The organism is Elusimicrobiota bacterium, assembly GCA_016180815.1.
GTDB lineage: Bacteria > Elusimicrobiota > Elusimicrobia > JACQPE01 > JACQPE01 > JACPAN01.
Map to the genome: position 1 here is coordinate 43,483 of JACPAN010000007.1, position 16,078 is coordinate 59,560.

The following is a 16,078-nucleotide window of genomic DNA, read 5'->3' on the forward strand; positions in this document are numbered from 1 at the left end:
TTGCTGACACAACCTTCCGCCGTTTCTCGACGGAGAGAGCACATCCGGCCACATCTGACACAGGGTTGCTTCATTTTAAAAGTCGGATGCTCTACCACTGAGCTACGGGCCCAAACTAGTTGATATTCAGCACTTTTAGGCTAATATTCAACAAATCTTTTTCCACATTGGGACGGATTTGGGACGGTTCCAAATGAACTTGCGGCTTCACCGCTGCCATTCCCGCATCAAAAATCTCCATGTTAACGGCCAAATGGCTGTTGGCCAAATGGGCATAGCGCTGCGTCATTTGGGCCGTAGCATGGCCCAAAATGCTTTGTAAGGCCGGGATATCCTTGGTCCGCATCACAAAGTGGCTAGCGAAGGTGTGGCGCAAATCATGCCATCTAAAATCCCTAATCCCTGCCTCTTTAAGCGCCCGGTCAAAATACCGCCGCATCATAATCTCCGGCAATTCAAATACGGAGCCGGACTCTTTCGGTCCCAAAGAAAGCAAAACCTGCCGGAGCTTGGAGGAAACCGGAATTTCCCTCTTTTTGCCGGACTTGGATTTCAAAATATAAATAAAGCCCCTTTCAACGTCCACGTTTTTCCAATCCAAACTCAAAAGCTCGGATTTGCGCATCCCGGTCATCATCGCGCAGACCAAAGCAGGGTAAAGCCTTGGATGCGCGGCTTTAAGCAAGGCCGCCATCTCTTCTTGAGACAAATAGCGCAGCCGCTTATTGTCCTCCTGTAGTTTCTTTACCTTGGAAGCGGGGTTATGCCCCGAAAACTTCTCCCAATCAATGGCCCGGTAAAAAATACTGGAAAGAAAAGCATGGTAGCGGTTCACCGCCGCCGGCGAAAGATTGGCCTTAAGTCCGTTTAAATAGGCCGTAATGTCTAAAATGCTGATCTGATCCAGCCTTTTATCCCCGAATACCTCCGAAAGCTTTTTGACATAGGGCCAAGTCGTCCTGGCGCCCTTTTTGGTTTTGGCGTAATGCTCCCAATACAAATTCGCCATTTCCCTAAAAGTGATCGAGGGTTTGTTGCGCTCCGGAAAAAATTTTCCCTCGGCTATCTCGGTCAGTCTTTTATTTAAAGCCTGAACCGCCAAAGTCTTGCTGGTACCCACGCGCTCTCTAAAGCGCCTTCCCTGGTGGTGATAGTCCACATACCAAATATCGCCCCTCAAGCGCAGGGACCCCATTCCTTTCGCTTTATTCATAAGAAGCTATTTTACCCTATAACTTTGTGGGCATTTACCCAGCGATCAATCTCCGCTACTTCAAAACGCAATGCCCGTCCAAATTTCACAATGCACGATGGAGGTATTTTTCTGATGCAAACCCACGTATAAATCGTGCTTTTGGGAAGACTGAGGTATTCGCAGAGGCCCTCAATATCGAGAAGGCGCTTTTCCGCCGCCCGATCTTGATTTAGCGCTGCTTCTTCATTGATCATATTATGGTCTCAGTTAAAGAAAATTTGCGGCCAAAGGGATTAAAAAATTCGCATCGCCCCAGTGACTGCTTAAAATCTTGCAAATCGCACACATAAAGCCCGGGAGAATAATCTTCTTCAGCAAGGGCAAGAAGATGGGATTTTATAGCCGGAGTCCCGGCAACATAAAACAAATAGGGTCTTGGGCTGCACATGGGCGCATCCAAAGAATCCCAATACTCTTTGTACCGGGCATTGCTTTTTAAATGAAGCTCAAGCTCGAAACGTCTTTGCCGGTCCCCGATAAATACCATCATATCCGGCACGACTTCCATTTCTTGCTCAAAGCCTTTGAGGGCCTCGGCCATAAACTCTTGGCGCACCTGCCGTTCTGATTTCACCTTAAGCCCCAATCCCTTGGTCAATGTTAAAGCACAGGCATTAATTAAAAGGGCATGGTGCAGCTCAACTTCTTTGGGCCAGCCGGTAGAAGCATGAGAGAAGCGGTTGATCTGCCTTTTAATAAGCTGCCAATGTCCTTTACTGGAAAGCCTAAAAAGCATGTTTTGGCGCATGCTCAAGCGTTCCAAATACCCATGTTCAACCAGCTTTAACAGGCGCTTATAAACCCTGGTGAATATGCCCCTAGCTGAAGCCGCCTGGTCCAAAAATAACCAAGGAACCGTTTCGCTATTAACTTCCTTAAAGAACCCAGCCCAAATTTGGCCCAAGGAACTAGCCCCATGAGCCTCAAGACACGAAAATATGGCCAAATCCCTATCATTTAACTCGCACCCTGAACCAGAATCCCTATCCAAAATCTCAAGATTTCCCTTAAATTCTTCATTCATTGAACTTTACCTCCAACCCCACCCCCGCCGGCGGCCGCAGTCCCGAGCACTTCCCGACTCCCCTACCACAACCACACTGGTTGGGGGAGGGGAGTCGGGAAGGCGCAGGGCGGCCCTGGCCGCGGTTCTCCGACGAAGGCCGGCGGCGGACCCCATGTTTCACCTAGCTGAACTCTCAGCCACCATCTCAGCTAGGGGTTCAAGACCTGTTTCCAAATAATTCCTACCCTTCTTCTTAAGGGCTTTGGAGCAATTGGGGCACTCCTGAGCCCTCTTTAACAGATCACGCCATCTTTTATCCCCTACCAGCCTGCCGACTAATGTCACCATCTCAACGCTCCTGTCGAACCTCTTCTCAGCCGTCATCGTGCGATACCGTTCTATTCCGTCATTTTCCATGGTTACCTCCTTTTGTTGCATACGCAATCCACACTATAGCGCCACTAAAATCAATCCTGAGCGGGTCAAAAACCCCGAAGGTACGCTGAGGTACGGCAAATGAACGAGCACAATTTTTTAGTCAGAAAAATCAACGATATTTAACGACCTGACAGGTACGTGTGGGTACGTCGTTAAAACGCATACGCTAAGTTGCGGAAAAGATTGTCTTTTTATCATCCGAGGCGCTTTTCTTTCCATGAAAAAAACTATAGCGCGTCCATGAGGCCAAATTCCGGAATTGAAGGGAAAGGAACTAAAACAATAACGTTCTATAACGAATTATAACGAACTGGCTGTTCGGAAAAATCTTTTTCCGACGAGAAAGGAGGTTTGAATCAAGTGAAATGAAAATAACGTCTTATAACGAGTTTCAGCGCGTGCAGGTTAAAGTTCGGAAAAAACAAGCTTTCTAAGACCGCTGGTCTTTATCAGCAGGATCCTTTGTTCTCATAGAAATGCATCGGCCATCGCGATGACCAGGATTATTCTGCAATCTCTTAAGCAGGGTTCCGCAATAACGGCACTTGAATTCCCGTGGCGATTCTTCGGCCTTAATGAGTTCCTCGATGGTCCTTGGAGTAAAATCCCAAACATCCACCCCTACATTAATGACCCAGCCTATACGCTTCCATTTCTCATGGATATGGCCGCAAAGGAGCTTTCGATTCGTGGCGATCGGATGATGTTGGAGCATCCAGCCGTTCCATTCCAGCTTTTCATGGACCTCGGTGAATCCGCCCTCGAGCATTTGCCGGGCGCTGCGGTCATGATTGCCAAGGATCAGTATTTTCTTAGCCCCACTGAGCCGGTGAAGAATCCCCGGCCACTCTGAATTTTTTCCCAAGGCGAAATCACCAAGATGATAGACCGCATCTTCAGATCCGACGACCGTATTCCAGCGTCTAATCAATTCGGCATTCATTTCCTCGACTGAACCAAATGGGCGGGAACAATACTTAATCACGTTAGCGTGATTAAAGTGAGTATCTGCCGTAAAGAATACTTTCGCCATGATTCGTCGACCTAGAAATCGGGGGCTTGTTCCCGGATTCGTTTGATAATTTCTGAGAATTTCGGACGCGGCGGCATTAGCATGATGCTCATCACCTCGAATTCCCTATCGAAAAGTTCATAGGTACCAGCATTTTTGAGCGTAAATGCATCTCGGGTGCCGAATTCCTTCGCATCCGTTGTTCTGAGTTTTTGCTTCTTATAGCTTTCATATTCAGCCGTACCGATGAATTCCCGTACCCTCTTGACACCCAGCAACATGTAAAGGTCGTAGTAGTGCCTCAAGAAATGCCGTGGTTTGTCTTTTTCCGGATCATTGCGTTCACGATGCTGCCGGAAACGGCGGCAAATCGTCTGTAGTTTATCGACAAAGGTGTATTCCGGATTAAAACATTTGACGCCGAGGGCACGGTTGTTAATCACTGCGATCTTGGCGTCTAAAGCCCTGTCCAGAGCCCAACTGCTGAAATCACACGGCTCATTGGGCGCAGTTTTATCAAAGCCGACTTCTAATAAGACTTCTTTCCTCAACTCAGGAACCGCTGGGAAGCACGATTCGTATTTCAAGTTGATCCCGCCATTTTGAGCTTTGGGATCATCATATTCGCGATTCCGTTCCACGATAATGCCGGGTATCTTGATACGTTTAGCCAAATCATCATAGAAAGCAAAGCGAGCCTCAATATGCGACGGCCTGTCGCCCTTGGTATTCAGTTGGGCAGGCGCATCAAAACGAATATCAATGTCTTCTGAGAAGCGTTCAATAATACACCAGCCCTTTGAAAGGGAGGTTCCACCTTTCATCTCGAATTGAAGCCCGGATTGCTGCAATCCCCAGAGGCAATGCATGATCCAGTAATCTTTTTCGACAATGGCTGGGCGCAGATTCTTTTCGTCGCCAATTAATTCAAAAAGCCCCTTAGCATCGCTTAAGGTGTGGAGAAATTTAGACATAGGCTTCTTGAAACACTCGCTTAGCGGCTGAGTTGCCGTAGCGCTCAAGACATTCAGACATCTTATCGCGATCAAACTCAAGGAGGTGTGACTTTAGATTCCTTCGCACGGCTGAAACATCATCAGGAAGATTCTTAAGGTTGTTCAACAAATCGACGAGCAAGTACTCCTTGGTGTACGCTTTGGGATAAGCGGGGACAAGCCGGAACTTAAAATGCTTATTACCCAACTGGAAATCTCCAGCCCGTTTGTGGTTGTAAACGATATAGGTATGGTAGAGCTGAGTCAATCCAAGCCCCAGATCATTGAAATTATCATAGGAGGTCAGCAGAAAGTCATCGGTTTTAAGGAAGGCACGAACGAGTTCCCGGTCGTCCGGCGGCGCCGCTCCAAAAACGGTCTCTTTAGGGCGGCAATAAAGCCCCCCGGCAAGCCTACTTACTTCCCCTCTCTCGACAAGAGTCTTTAAATCGCGGTCTACGGCGCTTGTCAACCCAGTCAAATCCTGCCGCCGATAGACGCGCCCCGGCACCATTGCTTTTTTGAGTTTTTCCGCATTTTTCATCAGTCCACCTCGGATACCCATAGTATAAACCCAAAACAGTAAAATTGCAAGTATTTTTTATTAAATTTCATGCACTTTGGCTACAATTTTAGGGGCATTTTAGAAGCCTTAGATTATTGACCAAGCAGAAAGGAATTACGGCGATTGTATAGTGTTTTTTACCAACGCCTTAAGCTCATCCATCGGAAAAATCTTGCCGTACGGCGTATCGTTGATGTCGGATATGGCCTCGTCCAGGCTTTTGCCATCCCAATGCAGCCACCTGTAATTTAAGGCCATATCATTCATGCAGCCCAAAACCTGCTTGCTTTGGGTCCGGGCATAAACGAATTGATCGCAGTCCACAAGGAACGCCTGAACCGCAGCCGCAGAAAACCCCTCATAAACCAACAACCTGCGCCAATTCTCCCGAAAAATCTCCGGCAGCCGCTCCCGCAAGTCCTTTCTAGAAACATCCACAACCAAAAAATTAACCAACGTCTTCTCATTGGCAAAAAGCAAGCACTTTTTGCGGTCAATAAAAATCAAATTCGCATACCAGGCCCCCAAAACCGCCCCCGGCTCCACACCTGAGTAAAGCCCGGCTTCCCCTAGTCCCAACTCGACTAGTAATTTCTTAGTACATCGAATCAGTTGCATTTATCAAATTCAAACATGCATCGGAATAAAGCTCTTGGGCTATTCGATACCCAGGTTTAACAAGTTAGAGGAAATCGTTTTATTTTCAATCCTCGAACAAGCAAGCATCATTTCCTTTAAGTTGAAAGAAAGCCTCAAGCAGAACTGTCTTTGTTTTTCTAAATAATTTTCCGTTGCTTTAACAGTTCTTATCAATTTATGTGCACCTTTAACTCGCCACTGATTTAATTCTTTGAAGTTCTCAATGCCATCCATTACTTCTTTGTAATTTTGGTAATTTTCCTTGAAATACAAAGCCAATAAATTCCACTTTTGCTTTTTCTCCAGGAGATCATTTTTTATTGGTGACTGCACTTTTTTAGCAATGGTTTTTTCTGTTATATCCAACATCGAATACAAGTCGTGAGCCCATCGATTGAATGCCTTTTCTGTATTGTAAGAAAGAGGTCGTAGGGAATCGGGCAATTCTTCGGGCAACGAAGAAAACAGCATATCGGGATCAAAAAACTTTTGAATTTGTAATGCGTACCGATGGATAGCTTCATGGGCACTCATTTTATCCGGAAATTTACCATGCAGGATTGGATTTGCATAGCGAGACTCAATCCTTGCTCCTTGCGCTAATTTTTTATCCAGCTGCCTAGATTTCCAAAATAACTGATCTTTATAAGAAAGCTGAGCTAAATGGGGCTCGAGTGCCATGATGCATGGTGTACTACCGTTGTATTTGGCCCAGACGAATTGCTGAATACCAGAAGGTTCAATATGAGTAGGCACATCGCTTCGGGTATAAAAGCGATAGCTTTCAAAATGATAGTAAGGATCATTTCGATAATGATCCAAAATATCAGATTCAAAAAAATAAGGCCGAAGCCTATAGCCATATTTTCTATATAGTTTAGAGTAAGGGCCAAACTTCTTTCTCAACAGAATATTGTAAAGGCTTCCAAAAAAGTAGCCTGTCCCCTTTTCCCTCCGATTAGCAATCCAGGGAACACTCGGTATTTGAGCCACCGAACAGACCCGCTATCTTCAGGCTGCATTGAATCCAAACCCTTTTTCGCATTGAATTCGTACATCACAGGCTTCTATCAGTTCATTTGCAGTCCTTCCGTTAAAATAAAACAATTCCACCTGTTTGCCAAAACCTTTTACGACCCTAACTGCTGGGATAAAATCAGCATCTCCCGAGCATAATATTGCGACATCGTAATTAGAATTTGCCGCATGGCGAACTAAATCGATGGCTAATTTAACATCTACGCCTTTTTGGATTTGTTTCCCTCCAGCATTATGTCCACCCCCCAGATGCGTCTCGCAGTGATTCAGCTCCCTGAATCTTTGATGAAGTTGCCATCGAGGATCTTTCTCTGAACCTACATAAGAATCATAAAAATACGCTCTAACCAAATATCGATTATCTCGCGTGAGTTTTCCAAAAAACGATACAAAATCGGTTTTTTGGGCAGCATAACCAGCTTGTTTGCAACTTTCAAATAGATAGTTACCGTCAATGAAGATCATTACTCGTCCAAAAAGTGCTGTGGGATCAAATTTACCTGGGATCATTACCGTTTAGCGTATCCCCGAAATTTTAAATTCATTTCAAATGTATATCCATTGTTCTTCTTCTGGTTGCCAACCCATCTTCATGCCATTGGGGCCGCGTTCCAAAACGACGAACTGGCGAAGGGATGGGAAAAGGTAGGGCTCGATAGGATTTTTTGCCCATGGATTATGATAAAGCCCGGCAAGCACACCGAGCCTGTCCCCGCTTGTATCCCTGGGCTCCAAAAAGAGAACGCCGCTAATTCGAGTATTTTGTGGCTGAGCCAAAAAAATATTTTTTGACAAGATCCCGGCTCCAAACCTCCTTGAAACAGCACCGTGTCTGGGCCCACCAAATGTCATGGTTATTGCACCAAAAAGAGCGTATTCAATAGCCTTGGCAAAAAAGGCATTGCCGTGGCCATTGCCCAACACAATCAATAAAGGTTTATTAAGGTCTTTCACCGCACCATATTTGCTTGCCTTTTTAGAAATCACTTTCTGAATAAGTTCAGCTTCCGTTTCCAAGTTTGCCCCTATGGTAGTGACGTTCATTGGGATACCATTGGATGCCCGACTGTTCTCGTGCTTTATTTCGGCGCGATTACGAAAAATGCACGCTACTTCACAATAAAATTCATCGTCAGCCACCTTGCCTGCTGAAAAGTCCGGCGTCTTGCTGCCTAATGCCGGAGAATAAGAAACCTCTAATCCTTGTGATTCGAGCAGCCTCCAAAAAGCTAATTCATAAGTTGCCGCAAGTCTGTCGTCTGCATTGGCCAACAGACGTGGCTCAATCGCTTGGCACAGATTAGATGGGGAACTATTTAGCCAGCGTTTTACCAGAACGCAAAATTCTTCAAGCAACTGATCATGAACACCATGATTCATATTAGTTTGTATCTTTTGAACCATACACCATCACTACATGCCATTTACTCATTTTACCGCATGCCAACGATAACGTTTTACGTTAACGAAAATCGTAGCATGCTGAATTAATTTTGGGACGGTCCTGGGACGGATGGGATCAAAAATCGTCAAATTTGGTCAAAGTCGAAAATCGTAAAAGTGCTGATTTTCAGGGAGTTTCAATATCCGTCAAAGGCCGTCAAAGTGGGGTGAGGCCCTTAAAAGTCGGATGCTCTACCACTGAGCTACGGGCCCTTAAGGAAGCCCCATTTTACCCAATAACCCGGCGATGATGAAGCTCGCTAAAGCTGGAAATTTAGGGCTTGTTCCCGGATTCGTTTGATCGCGGGTTAGATGGGCAAGACGGCGAAGCCGCCCTTTAAATTTCGAACGTTCGTTATGCCTAACGATTTAAGCAAGGTGACGGCATAGGCGCTTCTTGATCCGCTCCGGCAATAAACCACGATCTCTTTGTCTCCGTCTATTTCTTTAATCCGATCGGCAAGCTGCCCAAGAGGAATGTGCAACGCATCGGGCAGGTGGCCAAGCGCCCATTCAGCATCTTCCCTGACATCAAGCAGAACGAATCGTTCTCTTTGCTCTAGTTTTTCCTTGAGCTCATGCGGATTGATTTCTTCACCGCCGCTGCGGTGTTTTTCACCGCTGCAACCAGGAATCCGGTCCAACTTATTCAATATGCCGCGGCCGGAGCAGACGCAATTTTTGGATTTCGTGATTCTAAACTCGCGCCATTTCATTGTTAAAGCGTCGAAATGAAGCAATGCCCCTAACAACGGACGTCCGACGCCGGCCGCAAGTTTGATCACTTCAAGCGCCTGCATGGTTCCCATGATTCCGGGCAAGACGCCCAAGACACCGCTTTGCGCGCAATTGGGCGCGGCCCCCTCCGGCGGCGCTTCGGGATAAAGGCATCGGTAGCAGGGTCCGCGGCTCGCGTCAAAAACGCTCAGACGTCCCTCGAACTGAAAAACACTGGCCCAAACATTCGGCTTGCCGAGCGCAACAGCGACGTCGTTGATGAGGTATCGCGACGGAAAATTGTCCGTGCCGTCAATCAGAATATCGTATCCCGAGGCGATGGGGAGGGCATTTTGAGCGTCAAAAAGCCCGGCGTGAACATTGACTTTAATATGGGGGTTGATCGACTCAAGGCGCTTTTTGGCGACTTCCAGCTTGGGCTTGCCGATATCGCCATGCTCGAAAAGTGTTTGCCGGTGCAAATTACTGGCGTCGACGTTATCGCCGTCAACCAAACCGATGGTCCCGATGCCGGCCCGCGCCAAATAATTCGCGCAAGGAGAACCCAGGCCGCCGGCGCCGATTAAAAGCGCTTTAGACGCCTTGAGCTTGCGCTGCCCGGAAAGCCCCAGCTCGGGAATCATCAACTGCCGCGAGTATAAGGACAGCTCGTCGCGATTGAGCTCATCCATGATTGTTCTCCCAGCCGGGGGCTGCCACGCCGGCCGGTTTTTCCGCGGGGCACAACCAGCGCACCAAAAAAATCGAGCCTTCATAAAGCAGCAGCGTCGGGAAAGCCAAAAGCAATTGAGAAAAAACATCGGGGCCCGGCGTCAGCACGGCGGCGGCCGCAACAATGCCGAGATAAACGGTTTTTCTGTAAGCCGTCAGCTTAAAGGCGTCGACGATGCCTAATTTCCCCAGGAAAAGAACGACCAGGGGCAATTGAAACAACAGCCCGAAAGCCGCGGCCAGAAACAACAAAAATTCTACATAGGAACCGATGGTGATCATGGGGCGAAGCCCTGCCGAGCCGAATCCAAGCAAAAATTTGGCGGCCGTGGGCGCGACGCCCCCCAAAGCCAACGCCGTTCCGGAAACGAACAATCCGTAAGAAGCCGGCACAATCCACCGCAGCAGTTTCCTCTCATTGTCCGTCAGCCCCAGAGCAACGAATCGCCACGCTTCAAAGAGAAGAACCGGGAGGGACAAAAACAAACCCAAGAAAAAAGCGATTTTAAGCCGCGCCAGGAACGCTTCCGCGGGCTTGAGGAAAACCAAGCCGCCCGTGCCCTGGGCCAAACGGTCGATGATCTGCGGAGAAAAATGATAGGCGATCGCGGAAAAAATAACGACGGCAACGATGATAATCCACAGCCGCTGCCGCAATTCTTCCAGATGCCCGACTAAAGACAAGGGCTCGTTATTCATGACATCATCGCCACCTTGAACATCTTATAGGCCGCGACCGCCAAAACCCCGGCCAAGGCGCGCCGCAGCGTCATTTCCCCGAAACGGCGGGCGCCGAAATTCGCGCCAATGGCGCCCCCGAGAAACGCGGCAAAAATCAAAGGCCCGAGCCCGCTGACGTCGAAATGATGGCGGGCGATATGGCCGTAAAGCCCGGCCGCAGAATTGACCCAGATGAAGCAGGCGGAAACCGCGGCCGTGCGCTTGGCGTCGGCCCAACGCATCAAAAGAATAATGGGGCTGAGAAAAATCCCGCCGCCGACGCCCACGATGCCGGATACCAAGCCGATGCCCGCGCCCACGGGCAGCGCAACGCTCAGGCGAGGGGATCGCAACGAATCATCCTCGCCGCGCCTGATGCCGGCCAAGGCAAGGCGGATCGCGGCGAAAAGCAGCGCCCCCATCAACAGCCAGGAATAAAGCCGCACCGGAACCTGCAGCATCCCGCCCAAAAAAGCCGCAGGGATCGAAGCCGCGGCAAAAGGCCAAAACAGCCTAGACGAAAAATAGCCGGCCCGCCGGTAAGAATAAAAGGCGGTCCCGGCAACCAGCAGGTTAAGAACCAACGCACCCGGAGCCATTTCCTTGGGCGCGAAACCGAACAGCGCCAGCACCGCCAAATACCCGGATGCCCCGCCGTGGCCCACGGAGGAATAAAGAATAGCCACGATAAAAATAAGTACGGCGATGATCGGATCATCCATAACCGTTGCTTAGCCTCCGAGCGAGCACATAAAAGCCTCGCGGACCATGCCCGCCTCCATATGATGACGCTCAGGCTTGATCAAAACCGCTTTTTCGATCAAACCCTGAATCTCCCGGTCCGAAGCCCCGTTCCTCATGGCCTTGCCCAAATCGACGTTCAAATCCGAGGCCAAACACGGATGAAGATTTCCGGATGAGGTCAAGCGCAAGCGATTGCAGCGGTTGCAGAAATTGCAGCTCAAAGCGCTGATGAAACCGACGCTGCCTAAACTGCCCGGGGCCTTGTAGTAAAGAGCCGGCCCCCACCCCTTGGGGCATTCATCCGGCGGCAACAGCTCAAGCTCGCCGCAGGCCGCTTTAATATCGTTAAGAGAAACCCATGTCGCCCGGCTGAAAAACCCGGTCTCTCCGATGGGCATCAGTTCAATGAACCGGACATGAACGGGCAAATTCCTGGTTAACGCCACAAAATCGCTGATTTCATCGTCATTCGTCCCCCTCATGACCACGACATTGATTTTGACTGGGTCAAACCCGATTTCCAAAGCGCCCCTCAAGCCTTGAAAAACGTCCTCGATATTCCCGTAGCGCGTAATCGTCTTGAATTTTTGCTCATTAAGCGTGTCGAGGCTGATATTGACGCGCCGAAGCCCGGCGCTCCACAGTCCGCGGTACATGCCGGAAAACAGCACGCCGTTGGTTGACAGAGAAACATCCGCAATCCCCGGTATTTCGATCAATTGCCGGATAAGATCGACGACCCCGGGGCGCACCAAGGGCTCGCCGCCGGTCACCCGCACCTTGGAAATGCCCATTTGCGACGCGATGCGAATCAAGCGCAGGATTTCTTCATCGTTGAGAATCTCAATGGAATCCTTAAAGCGGTAACCATCAGCCGGCAAACAATAAACGCAGCGAAGATTGCACCTGTCCGTTACGGAGAGGCGCAGATAATCAATCCGGCGTCCAAGAGAATCAACGACGAATCGATGGTTCTTCTTGAAGTTTTCCAGCTCGTTCATAATCCTCCCAAGTGTCCAAATCTAAAAAAGACAATCCATGAGGGTCGATTTTCCGGACTTCGTTTTCGCTCAGCACCGAAGCGTTGACGTTCCTTAAGATGGTTTCGATGGAGTCGCCCGCAGCCAGGCCCGCGTTGATCGCGGCTAGGCAGCGTTTGGAATAAAAACCGAAAAAAGGCTGAATTTTCCCGTTCCACAAACCGATGGCTGCGGACCGGCCCTGATACGCCTGCCAGAGAGCGTTGATCAGCCCGGCATTGGGAAACGGCATATCGCAGGCCGTCACAAAATTCGCCCATGTCGGCGAGGCGCGCAACCCGGCCTGAAAACCGCTCAAAGGATGGACGCTGCGCTCAAGATCAGCCACCACGGAAGCGGCGTCGCTTCTCAGGCGCGCATAGACCTGTTTATCTTTGGCGACTACGATTACTCTGGGGAATATTTCCCTCAAACGCCCGATCACCCATTCAATCAAGGTCGCGCCCCGCCACGGGGCCAGCGCCTTATTGCTGCCGAACCTGGAACTCAGGCCTCCGGCAAGAATAATGGCCGTCGCCTTTTCTACTTTAACCATTTGAAGGCCAGCTTCTCCCCTTTTTTGACCACGGCTGTTCCCTCCCGGACGACAGCCAGGGCATTGGCTTGAACCGCCATGGCGATCATGGCCGAACCCTGCGGCCGGATGACATGAAGATGAAACCGGCCGTTTTCTTGATAGGCTTGCGAAAAAAGAAAATGGCGGCGCTCATGATCCCTGATGCGCTGATCCTCATCAACCATGCCTTCCAGATGCCAGGAGGGATGCTTGATTTTATGACCATGCATTCTTTCGATGGCCGGCCTGAGGAACTCCTCGAGGCAAACCAACGTGGACACAGGGTTGCCGGGCACGCCGAACACAATGCGCCCGTCAAGGATGCCGAAGAGCAGAGGTTTCCCCGGCTTCATGGCCACCCGCCAGAAAACCGTTTCCATGCCCATTTTTTCAAGGATGGATTTCGTGTAGTCGAAATCGCCCACCGAAACCCCGCCGGAAACGATCATGAGATCGGCCCGGTCGATGCCGTTGCGAAAAGCTTTTTCCAGTTTCTGCGGATGATCCGGTGCGATCCCCAATTCAACCGTCATCGCGCCCCACCTTTTTAGCGCAGCGGCAATGGCCGGCGTGTTCGAATTTCTAATTTGCGCGGGACCGAGCGTGGGTCGGTCAAACGCCACCAGTTCATCGCCGGTAGCCACGATCGCGACCCTCGGCCTGCGGACCACGCTCAAGCTCGTGATGCCCTGGGCCGCCAACAAGGCCACTTCGTAGGGCCTAATCAAACTGCCGGCTTTGAGGATCAAACTTCCTTTGGCGACATCCTCTCCCGCAGGCCGCACATTCTCCCCCCGCGCCACCTTGCGCATGACGCGAACGCAACCGGCGTTTTCTTCGGTATGCTCCCTCATAACCACCGCGTCCGCGCCTGAAGGGATCGGCGCGCCGGTCATGATCTTGACGGCCTGCCCCCGCTCAAGCTCAACGCGGGATAAGCTTCCCGCGCGCACTGTTTCGCTGAGTTTCAAGATTACCGGCTTCTTCAAAGAAGCTCCTCCAAGGTCCTGAGTCTTGACCGCAAAACCGTCCATCGCGGAATTATCGAACGGCGGCAAATGGTCGCGGGCATGGACGTCTTGAGCGACGATGCGGCCGACGGCTTCCTCGGTAGCGACCGCCTCGGCCGGCAACGGCGCGGTCCGGCCTAAAATGAGATCAAGGGCCTGGTCAACGCTGATCATGAAGGACTCCCTCCTCTCGTTGATGCGCGTGCGCTTCGCCGTGAAGCATGGCCAGAGCGTGCGGAAAAATATCCGCGACGGCCCGAAGGGAATCAACGGCCCCCTCCGGGCTTCCGGGAAGATTAACGATGAGGGTTTTCCCTCTTGATCCGGCCACGGCCCTGGAAAGAATGGACAACGGCGTGATCACTAACCCTTCGATTCTCATGATTTCGCCGATGCCGGGGAGTTCCTTCGCCAGCACACGCCGGGTCGCTTCCGGAGTCACGTCCCGGGAGCCCAACCCCGTTCCGCCGGTGGTCAAAATGACGTCAAAACCTTTTTGATCGGACCAATTAATCAACGTGGCCTCGATGACTTCGGCCAGATCGGGGATAACCGCGGTTCGCGCCACATCCCAACCTCGCTTTTGAACCTCGCCGGCCAAGGCAGGACCGCTCCGGTCTTCATAAACACCGGCATAAGCGCGGTCGCTGATTGTTAGAACGCCTACTTTAAAGCGCATGTTTCAACCCCCTTAAAATCAACTTTCCAAATAGGAACGACGGCTTTGATCCGCTCAATGGCGTATTCGCACGCGGCAAAGGCCTCCCGGCGGTGAGGGGCCGCGCTGGCGATAACGACCGCGGCCTCGCCGACGGGAATCTCGCCGACGCGGTGATGGATGGCGACACGCGCTCCCCAAAGTTCGCGGCAGGACTCAACGATGCCGCGCACCGTTTTCTCCGCCATGGACGCGTAAGCCTCGTAACAGATCGAAGCGATGGGTTTGCCGCCCTCGCTGTCGCGCACGCTGCCGATGAATGTGACTGTGGCGCCGCAAGTCGGAGAAACCACCTGGCCGATGGCCTCTTCAAGACTTAAGGATTCACCGGTGATCTTGATGAACACATCAGCCTCCGCTCACCGGCGCCAAAAAGGCGATCTCATCGCCATCCCTGACAACGCTTTGGGGCTCGGCGAATTCTTCGTTGACCGCGATCTTGATCAAGGCTAAACGGTTGTTGATCGGCGATAACTCCGGCCGCTTAAGAAAATCGTCAAGAGCCATTGGACGGCGGCCCAGCCGCACGTCCAATTCTTTGACGCCCATCCATTGAGCGCATTGGGCAAAAAACAGAAGTTTAACGGCCATTGGACGGCCTCCGCCATAAACCTGATTTACCGCCGGTTTTCTCCAAAAGGTAAATCGGCCCGATTTCCATTGATTTATCAAGCGATTTGCACATGTCGTAAAGCGTCAGGCAGGCGACGGTTACCGCCGTCAATGCCTCCATTTCCACGCCGGTCCGGCCCTGTGTCCGGGCGATGGCCCTGGCTTCGATTTTTCCGGGGCCAGCCTTAAAAACAATATCCACACAATCCAAATTTAAGGAATGACACAGAGGAATAATTTCCGCGGTCCGCTTGGCGGCCAGGATGCCGGCTATTTTGGCGGTCGTGAGCGCGTCGCCCTTGGCGAGTTTATTCTGGAGAAGCGCTTTAATGATTTTGGGGTTAAGGCGAATTTCTCCAACGGCGATGGCCTGACGGCGGGTTGCCTTTTTGGCGCCGACATCAACCTGGGCGGCGCGCCCACTCGAATTAAAGTGAGTTAACGTGCTCATCTCTCCTTTCCAATTCACCCCGCGTTTGCCGGTTTAACCGGCGATCGCGAGGATCGGGAGGTCGGCCTTTGCGCGGCCAACCCTGTCGCCCTACACCCCGCCGGATGCGCTGTTTTCGGAACCTCGCGGGAGACGCCGGCGAGGTGTAGGGTCGGAGCTAAAAACTACTTTTCTGCTTCGTCGTCTGTCTTCTTGATTTCGTCCGTTGTCTCTCGAAGTCCTTCCTTAAAGGTTCTAAAGGCCCGGCCTAAGCCGCGCGCTGCCTCGGGAATCCGCTTGGGACCGAATAAAAGAAGGGCGATCCCCCCTATCAGCAGAATTTCGGTAAAACCGACATTAGGTAACATTGATTCACCTCCACCAATACTTCTGGCAACGCTTCAGCCA

22 protein-coding genes are annotated in these 16,078 nt (G+C 50.8%); all 22 read right to left on the reverse strand.

Going from position 1 to position 16,078, the window contains the following annotated elements:
• Window positions 1-115: 115 nt before the first annotated feature.
• Window positions 116-1,213, reverse strand: a complete 1,098-nt coding sequence (locus tag HYT79_03170; protein MBI2069578.1) for a tyrosine-type recombinase/integrase — start codon at window positions 1,211-1,213, stop codon at window positions 116-118.
• A gap of 11 nt (window positions 1,214-1,224) precedes the next feature.
• Complete coding sequence (locus HYT79_03175; protein ID MBI2069579.1) at window positions 1,225-1,449, reverse strand: helix-turn-helix domain-containing protein; 225 nt, start codon at window positions 1,447-1,449, stop codon at window positions 1,225-1,227.
• Entirely contained in the window at window positions 1,446-2,279 is an 834-nt protein-coding gene (locus HYT79_03180; protein ID MBI2069580.1) for a hypothetical protein, read from the reverse strand. The genes HYT79_03175 and HYT79_03180 overlap by 4 nt, the downstream gene beginning before the upstream one ends.
• Window positions 2,280-2,438: 159 nt before the next feature.
• Entirely contained in the window at window positions 2,439-2,678 is a 240-nt protein-coding gene (locus tag HYT79_03185; GenBank protein MBI2069581.1) for a hypothetical protein, read from the reverse strand.
• Window positions 2,679-3,129: 451 nt separating this feature from the next.
• On the reverse strand, window positions 3,130-3,732 hold the full coding sequence (locus HYT79_03190) for a metallophosphoesterase (protein MBI2069582.1): 603 nt from the start codon (window positions 3,730-3,732) through the stop codon (window positions 3,130-3,132).
• Window positions 3,733-3,743: 11 nt separating this feature from the next.
• A complete protein-coding gene (locus HYT79_03195) occupies window positions 3,744-4,685 on the reverse strand; it encodes a nucleotidyl transferase AbiEii/AbiGii toxin family protein (GenBank protein ID MBI2069583.1) in 942 nt (313 codons plus the stop codon).
• On the reverse strand, window positions 4,678-5,250 hold the full coding sequence (locus tag HYT79_03200) for a hypothetical protein (protein MBI2069584.1): 573 nt from the start codon (window positions 5,248-5,250) through the stop codon (window positions 4,678-4,680). The genes HYT79_03195 and HYT79_03200 overlap by 8 nt, the downstream gene beginning before the upstream one ends.
• 135 nt (window positions 5,251-5,385) lie before the next feature.
• Window positions 5,386-5,889, reverse strand: coding sequence for a hypothetical protein (locus HYT79_03205; GenBank protein ID MBI2069585.1), 504 nt, complete (start codon window positions 5,887-5,889; stop codon window positions 5,386-5,388).
• Window positions 5,890-5,928: 39 nt separating this feature from the next.
• Window positions 5,929-6,816, reverse strand: coding sequence for a hypothetical protein (locus tag HYT79_03210; protein MBI2069586.1), 888 nt, complete (start codon window positions 6,814-6,816; stop codon window positions 5,929-5,931).
• 105 nt (window positions 6,817-6,921) lie between these two features.
• Window positions 6,922-7,458, reverse strand: a complete 537-nt coding sequence (locus HYT79_03215; protein MBI2069587.1) for an NYN domain-containing protein — start codon at window positions 7,456-7,458, stop codon at window positions 6,922-6,924.
• Between the two features lie 36 nt (window positions 7,459-7,494).
• Complete coding sequence (locus HYT79_03220) at window positions 7,495-8,352, reverse strand: hypothetical protein (GenBank protein MBI2069588.1); 858 nt, start codon at window positions 8,350-8,352, stop codon at window positions 7,495-7,497.
• Between the two features lie 347 nt (window positions 8,353-8,699).
• On the reverse strand, window positions 8,700-9,800 hold the full coding sequence (locus HYT79_03225) for a ThiF family adenylyltransferase (protein ID MBI2069589.1): 1,101 nt from the start codon (window positions 9,798-9,800) through the stop codon (window positions 8,700-8,702).
• Entirely contained in the window at window positions 9,793-10,539 is a 747-nt protein-coding gene (gene tatC, locus HYT79_03230; GenBank protein ID MBI2069590.1) for a twin-arginine translocase subunit TatC, read from the reverse strand. The genes HYT79_03225 and tatC overlap by 8 nt, the downstream gene beginning before the upstream one ends.
• Window positions 10,536-11,282 (reverse strand): sulfite exporter TauE/SafE family protein, encoded by a 747-nt coding sequence (locus tag HYT79_03235; protein MBI2069591.1) that lies wholly within the window; start codon window positions 11,280-11,282, stop codon window positions 10,536-10,538. Before HYT79_03235 ends, tatC begins: the two co-directional genes overlap by 4 nt.
• 9 nt (window positions 11,283-11,291) lie before the next feature.
• Window positions 11,292-12,305 (reverse strand): GTP 3',8-cyclase MoaA, encoded by a 1,014-nt coding sequence (gene moaA, locus HYT79_03240; protein MBI2069592.1) that lies wholly within the window; start codon window positions 12,303-12,305, stop codon window positions 11,292-11,294.
• A complete protein-coding gene (locus HYT79_03245) occupies window positions 12,259-12,879 on the reverse strand; it encodes a molybdenum cofactor guanylyltransferase (GenBank protein MBI2069593.1) in 621 nt (206 codons plus the stop codon). Before HYT79_03245 ends, moaA begins: the two co-directional genes overlap by 47 nt.
• Window positions 12,867-14,084 carry a molybdopterin molybdotransferase MoeA gene (locus HYT79_03250; GenBank protein ID MBI2069594.1) on the reverse strand — a complete coding sequence of 406 codons (1,218 nt, stop codon included), beginning with the start codon at window positions 14,082-14,084 and terminating at the stop codon, window positions 12,867-12,869. Before HYT79_03250 ends, HYT79_03245 begins: the two co-directional genes overlap by 13 nt.
• The gene (locus tag HYT79_03255; protein MBI2069595.1) at window positions 14,071-14,589 is read right to left on the reverse strand and encodes a MogA/MoaB family molybdenum cofactor biosynthesis protein; all 519 of its coding nucleotides are present in this window, start codon (window positions 14,587-14,589) and stop codon (window positions 14,071-14,073) included. Before HYT79_03255 ends, HYT79_03250 begins: the two co-directional genes overlap by 14 nt.
• Window positions 14,574-14,975 (reverse strand): molybdenum cofactor biosynthesis protein MoaE, encoded by a 402-nt coding sequence (locus HYT79_03260; GenBank protein MBI2069596.1) that lies wholly within the window; start codon window positions 14,973-14,975, stop codon window positions 14,574-14,576. Before HYT79_03260 ends, HYT79_03255 begins: the two co-directional genes overlap by 16 nt.
• A 1-nt stretch (window position 14,976) precedes the next feature.
• On the reverse strand, window positions 14,977-15,219 hold the full coding sequence (locus tag HYT79_03265) for a MoaD/ThiS family protein (GenBank protein MBI2069597.1): 243 nt from the start codon (window positions 15,217-15,219) through the stop codon (window positions 14,977-14,979).
• The gene (moaC, locus tag HYT79_03270) at window positions 15,209-15,691 is read right to left on the reverse strand and encodes a cyclic pyranopterin monophosphate synthase MoaC (protein MBI2069598.1); all 483 of its coding nucleotides are present in this window, start codon (window positions 15,689-15,691) and stop codon (window positions 15,209-15,211) included. Before moaC ends, HYT79_03265 begins: the two co-directional genes overlap by 11 nt.
• A 164-nt stretch (window positions 15,692-15,855) precedes the next feature.
• Window positions 15,856-16,038: a twin-arginine translocase TatA/TatE family subunit gene (tatA, locus tag HYT79_03275; protein ID MBI2069599.1), complete on the reverse strand. Its 183-nt coding sequence runs from the start codon at window positions 16,036-16,038 to the stop codon at window positions 15,856-15,858.
• Window positions 16,039-16,078: the final 40 nt, after the last annotated feature.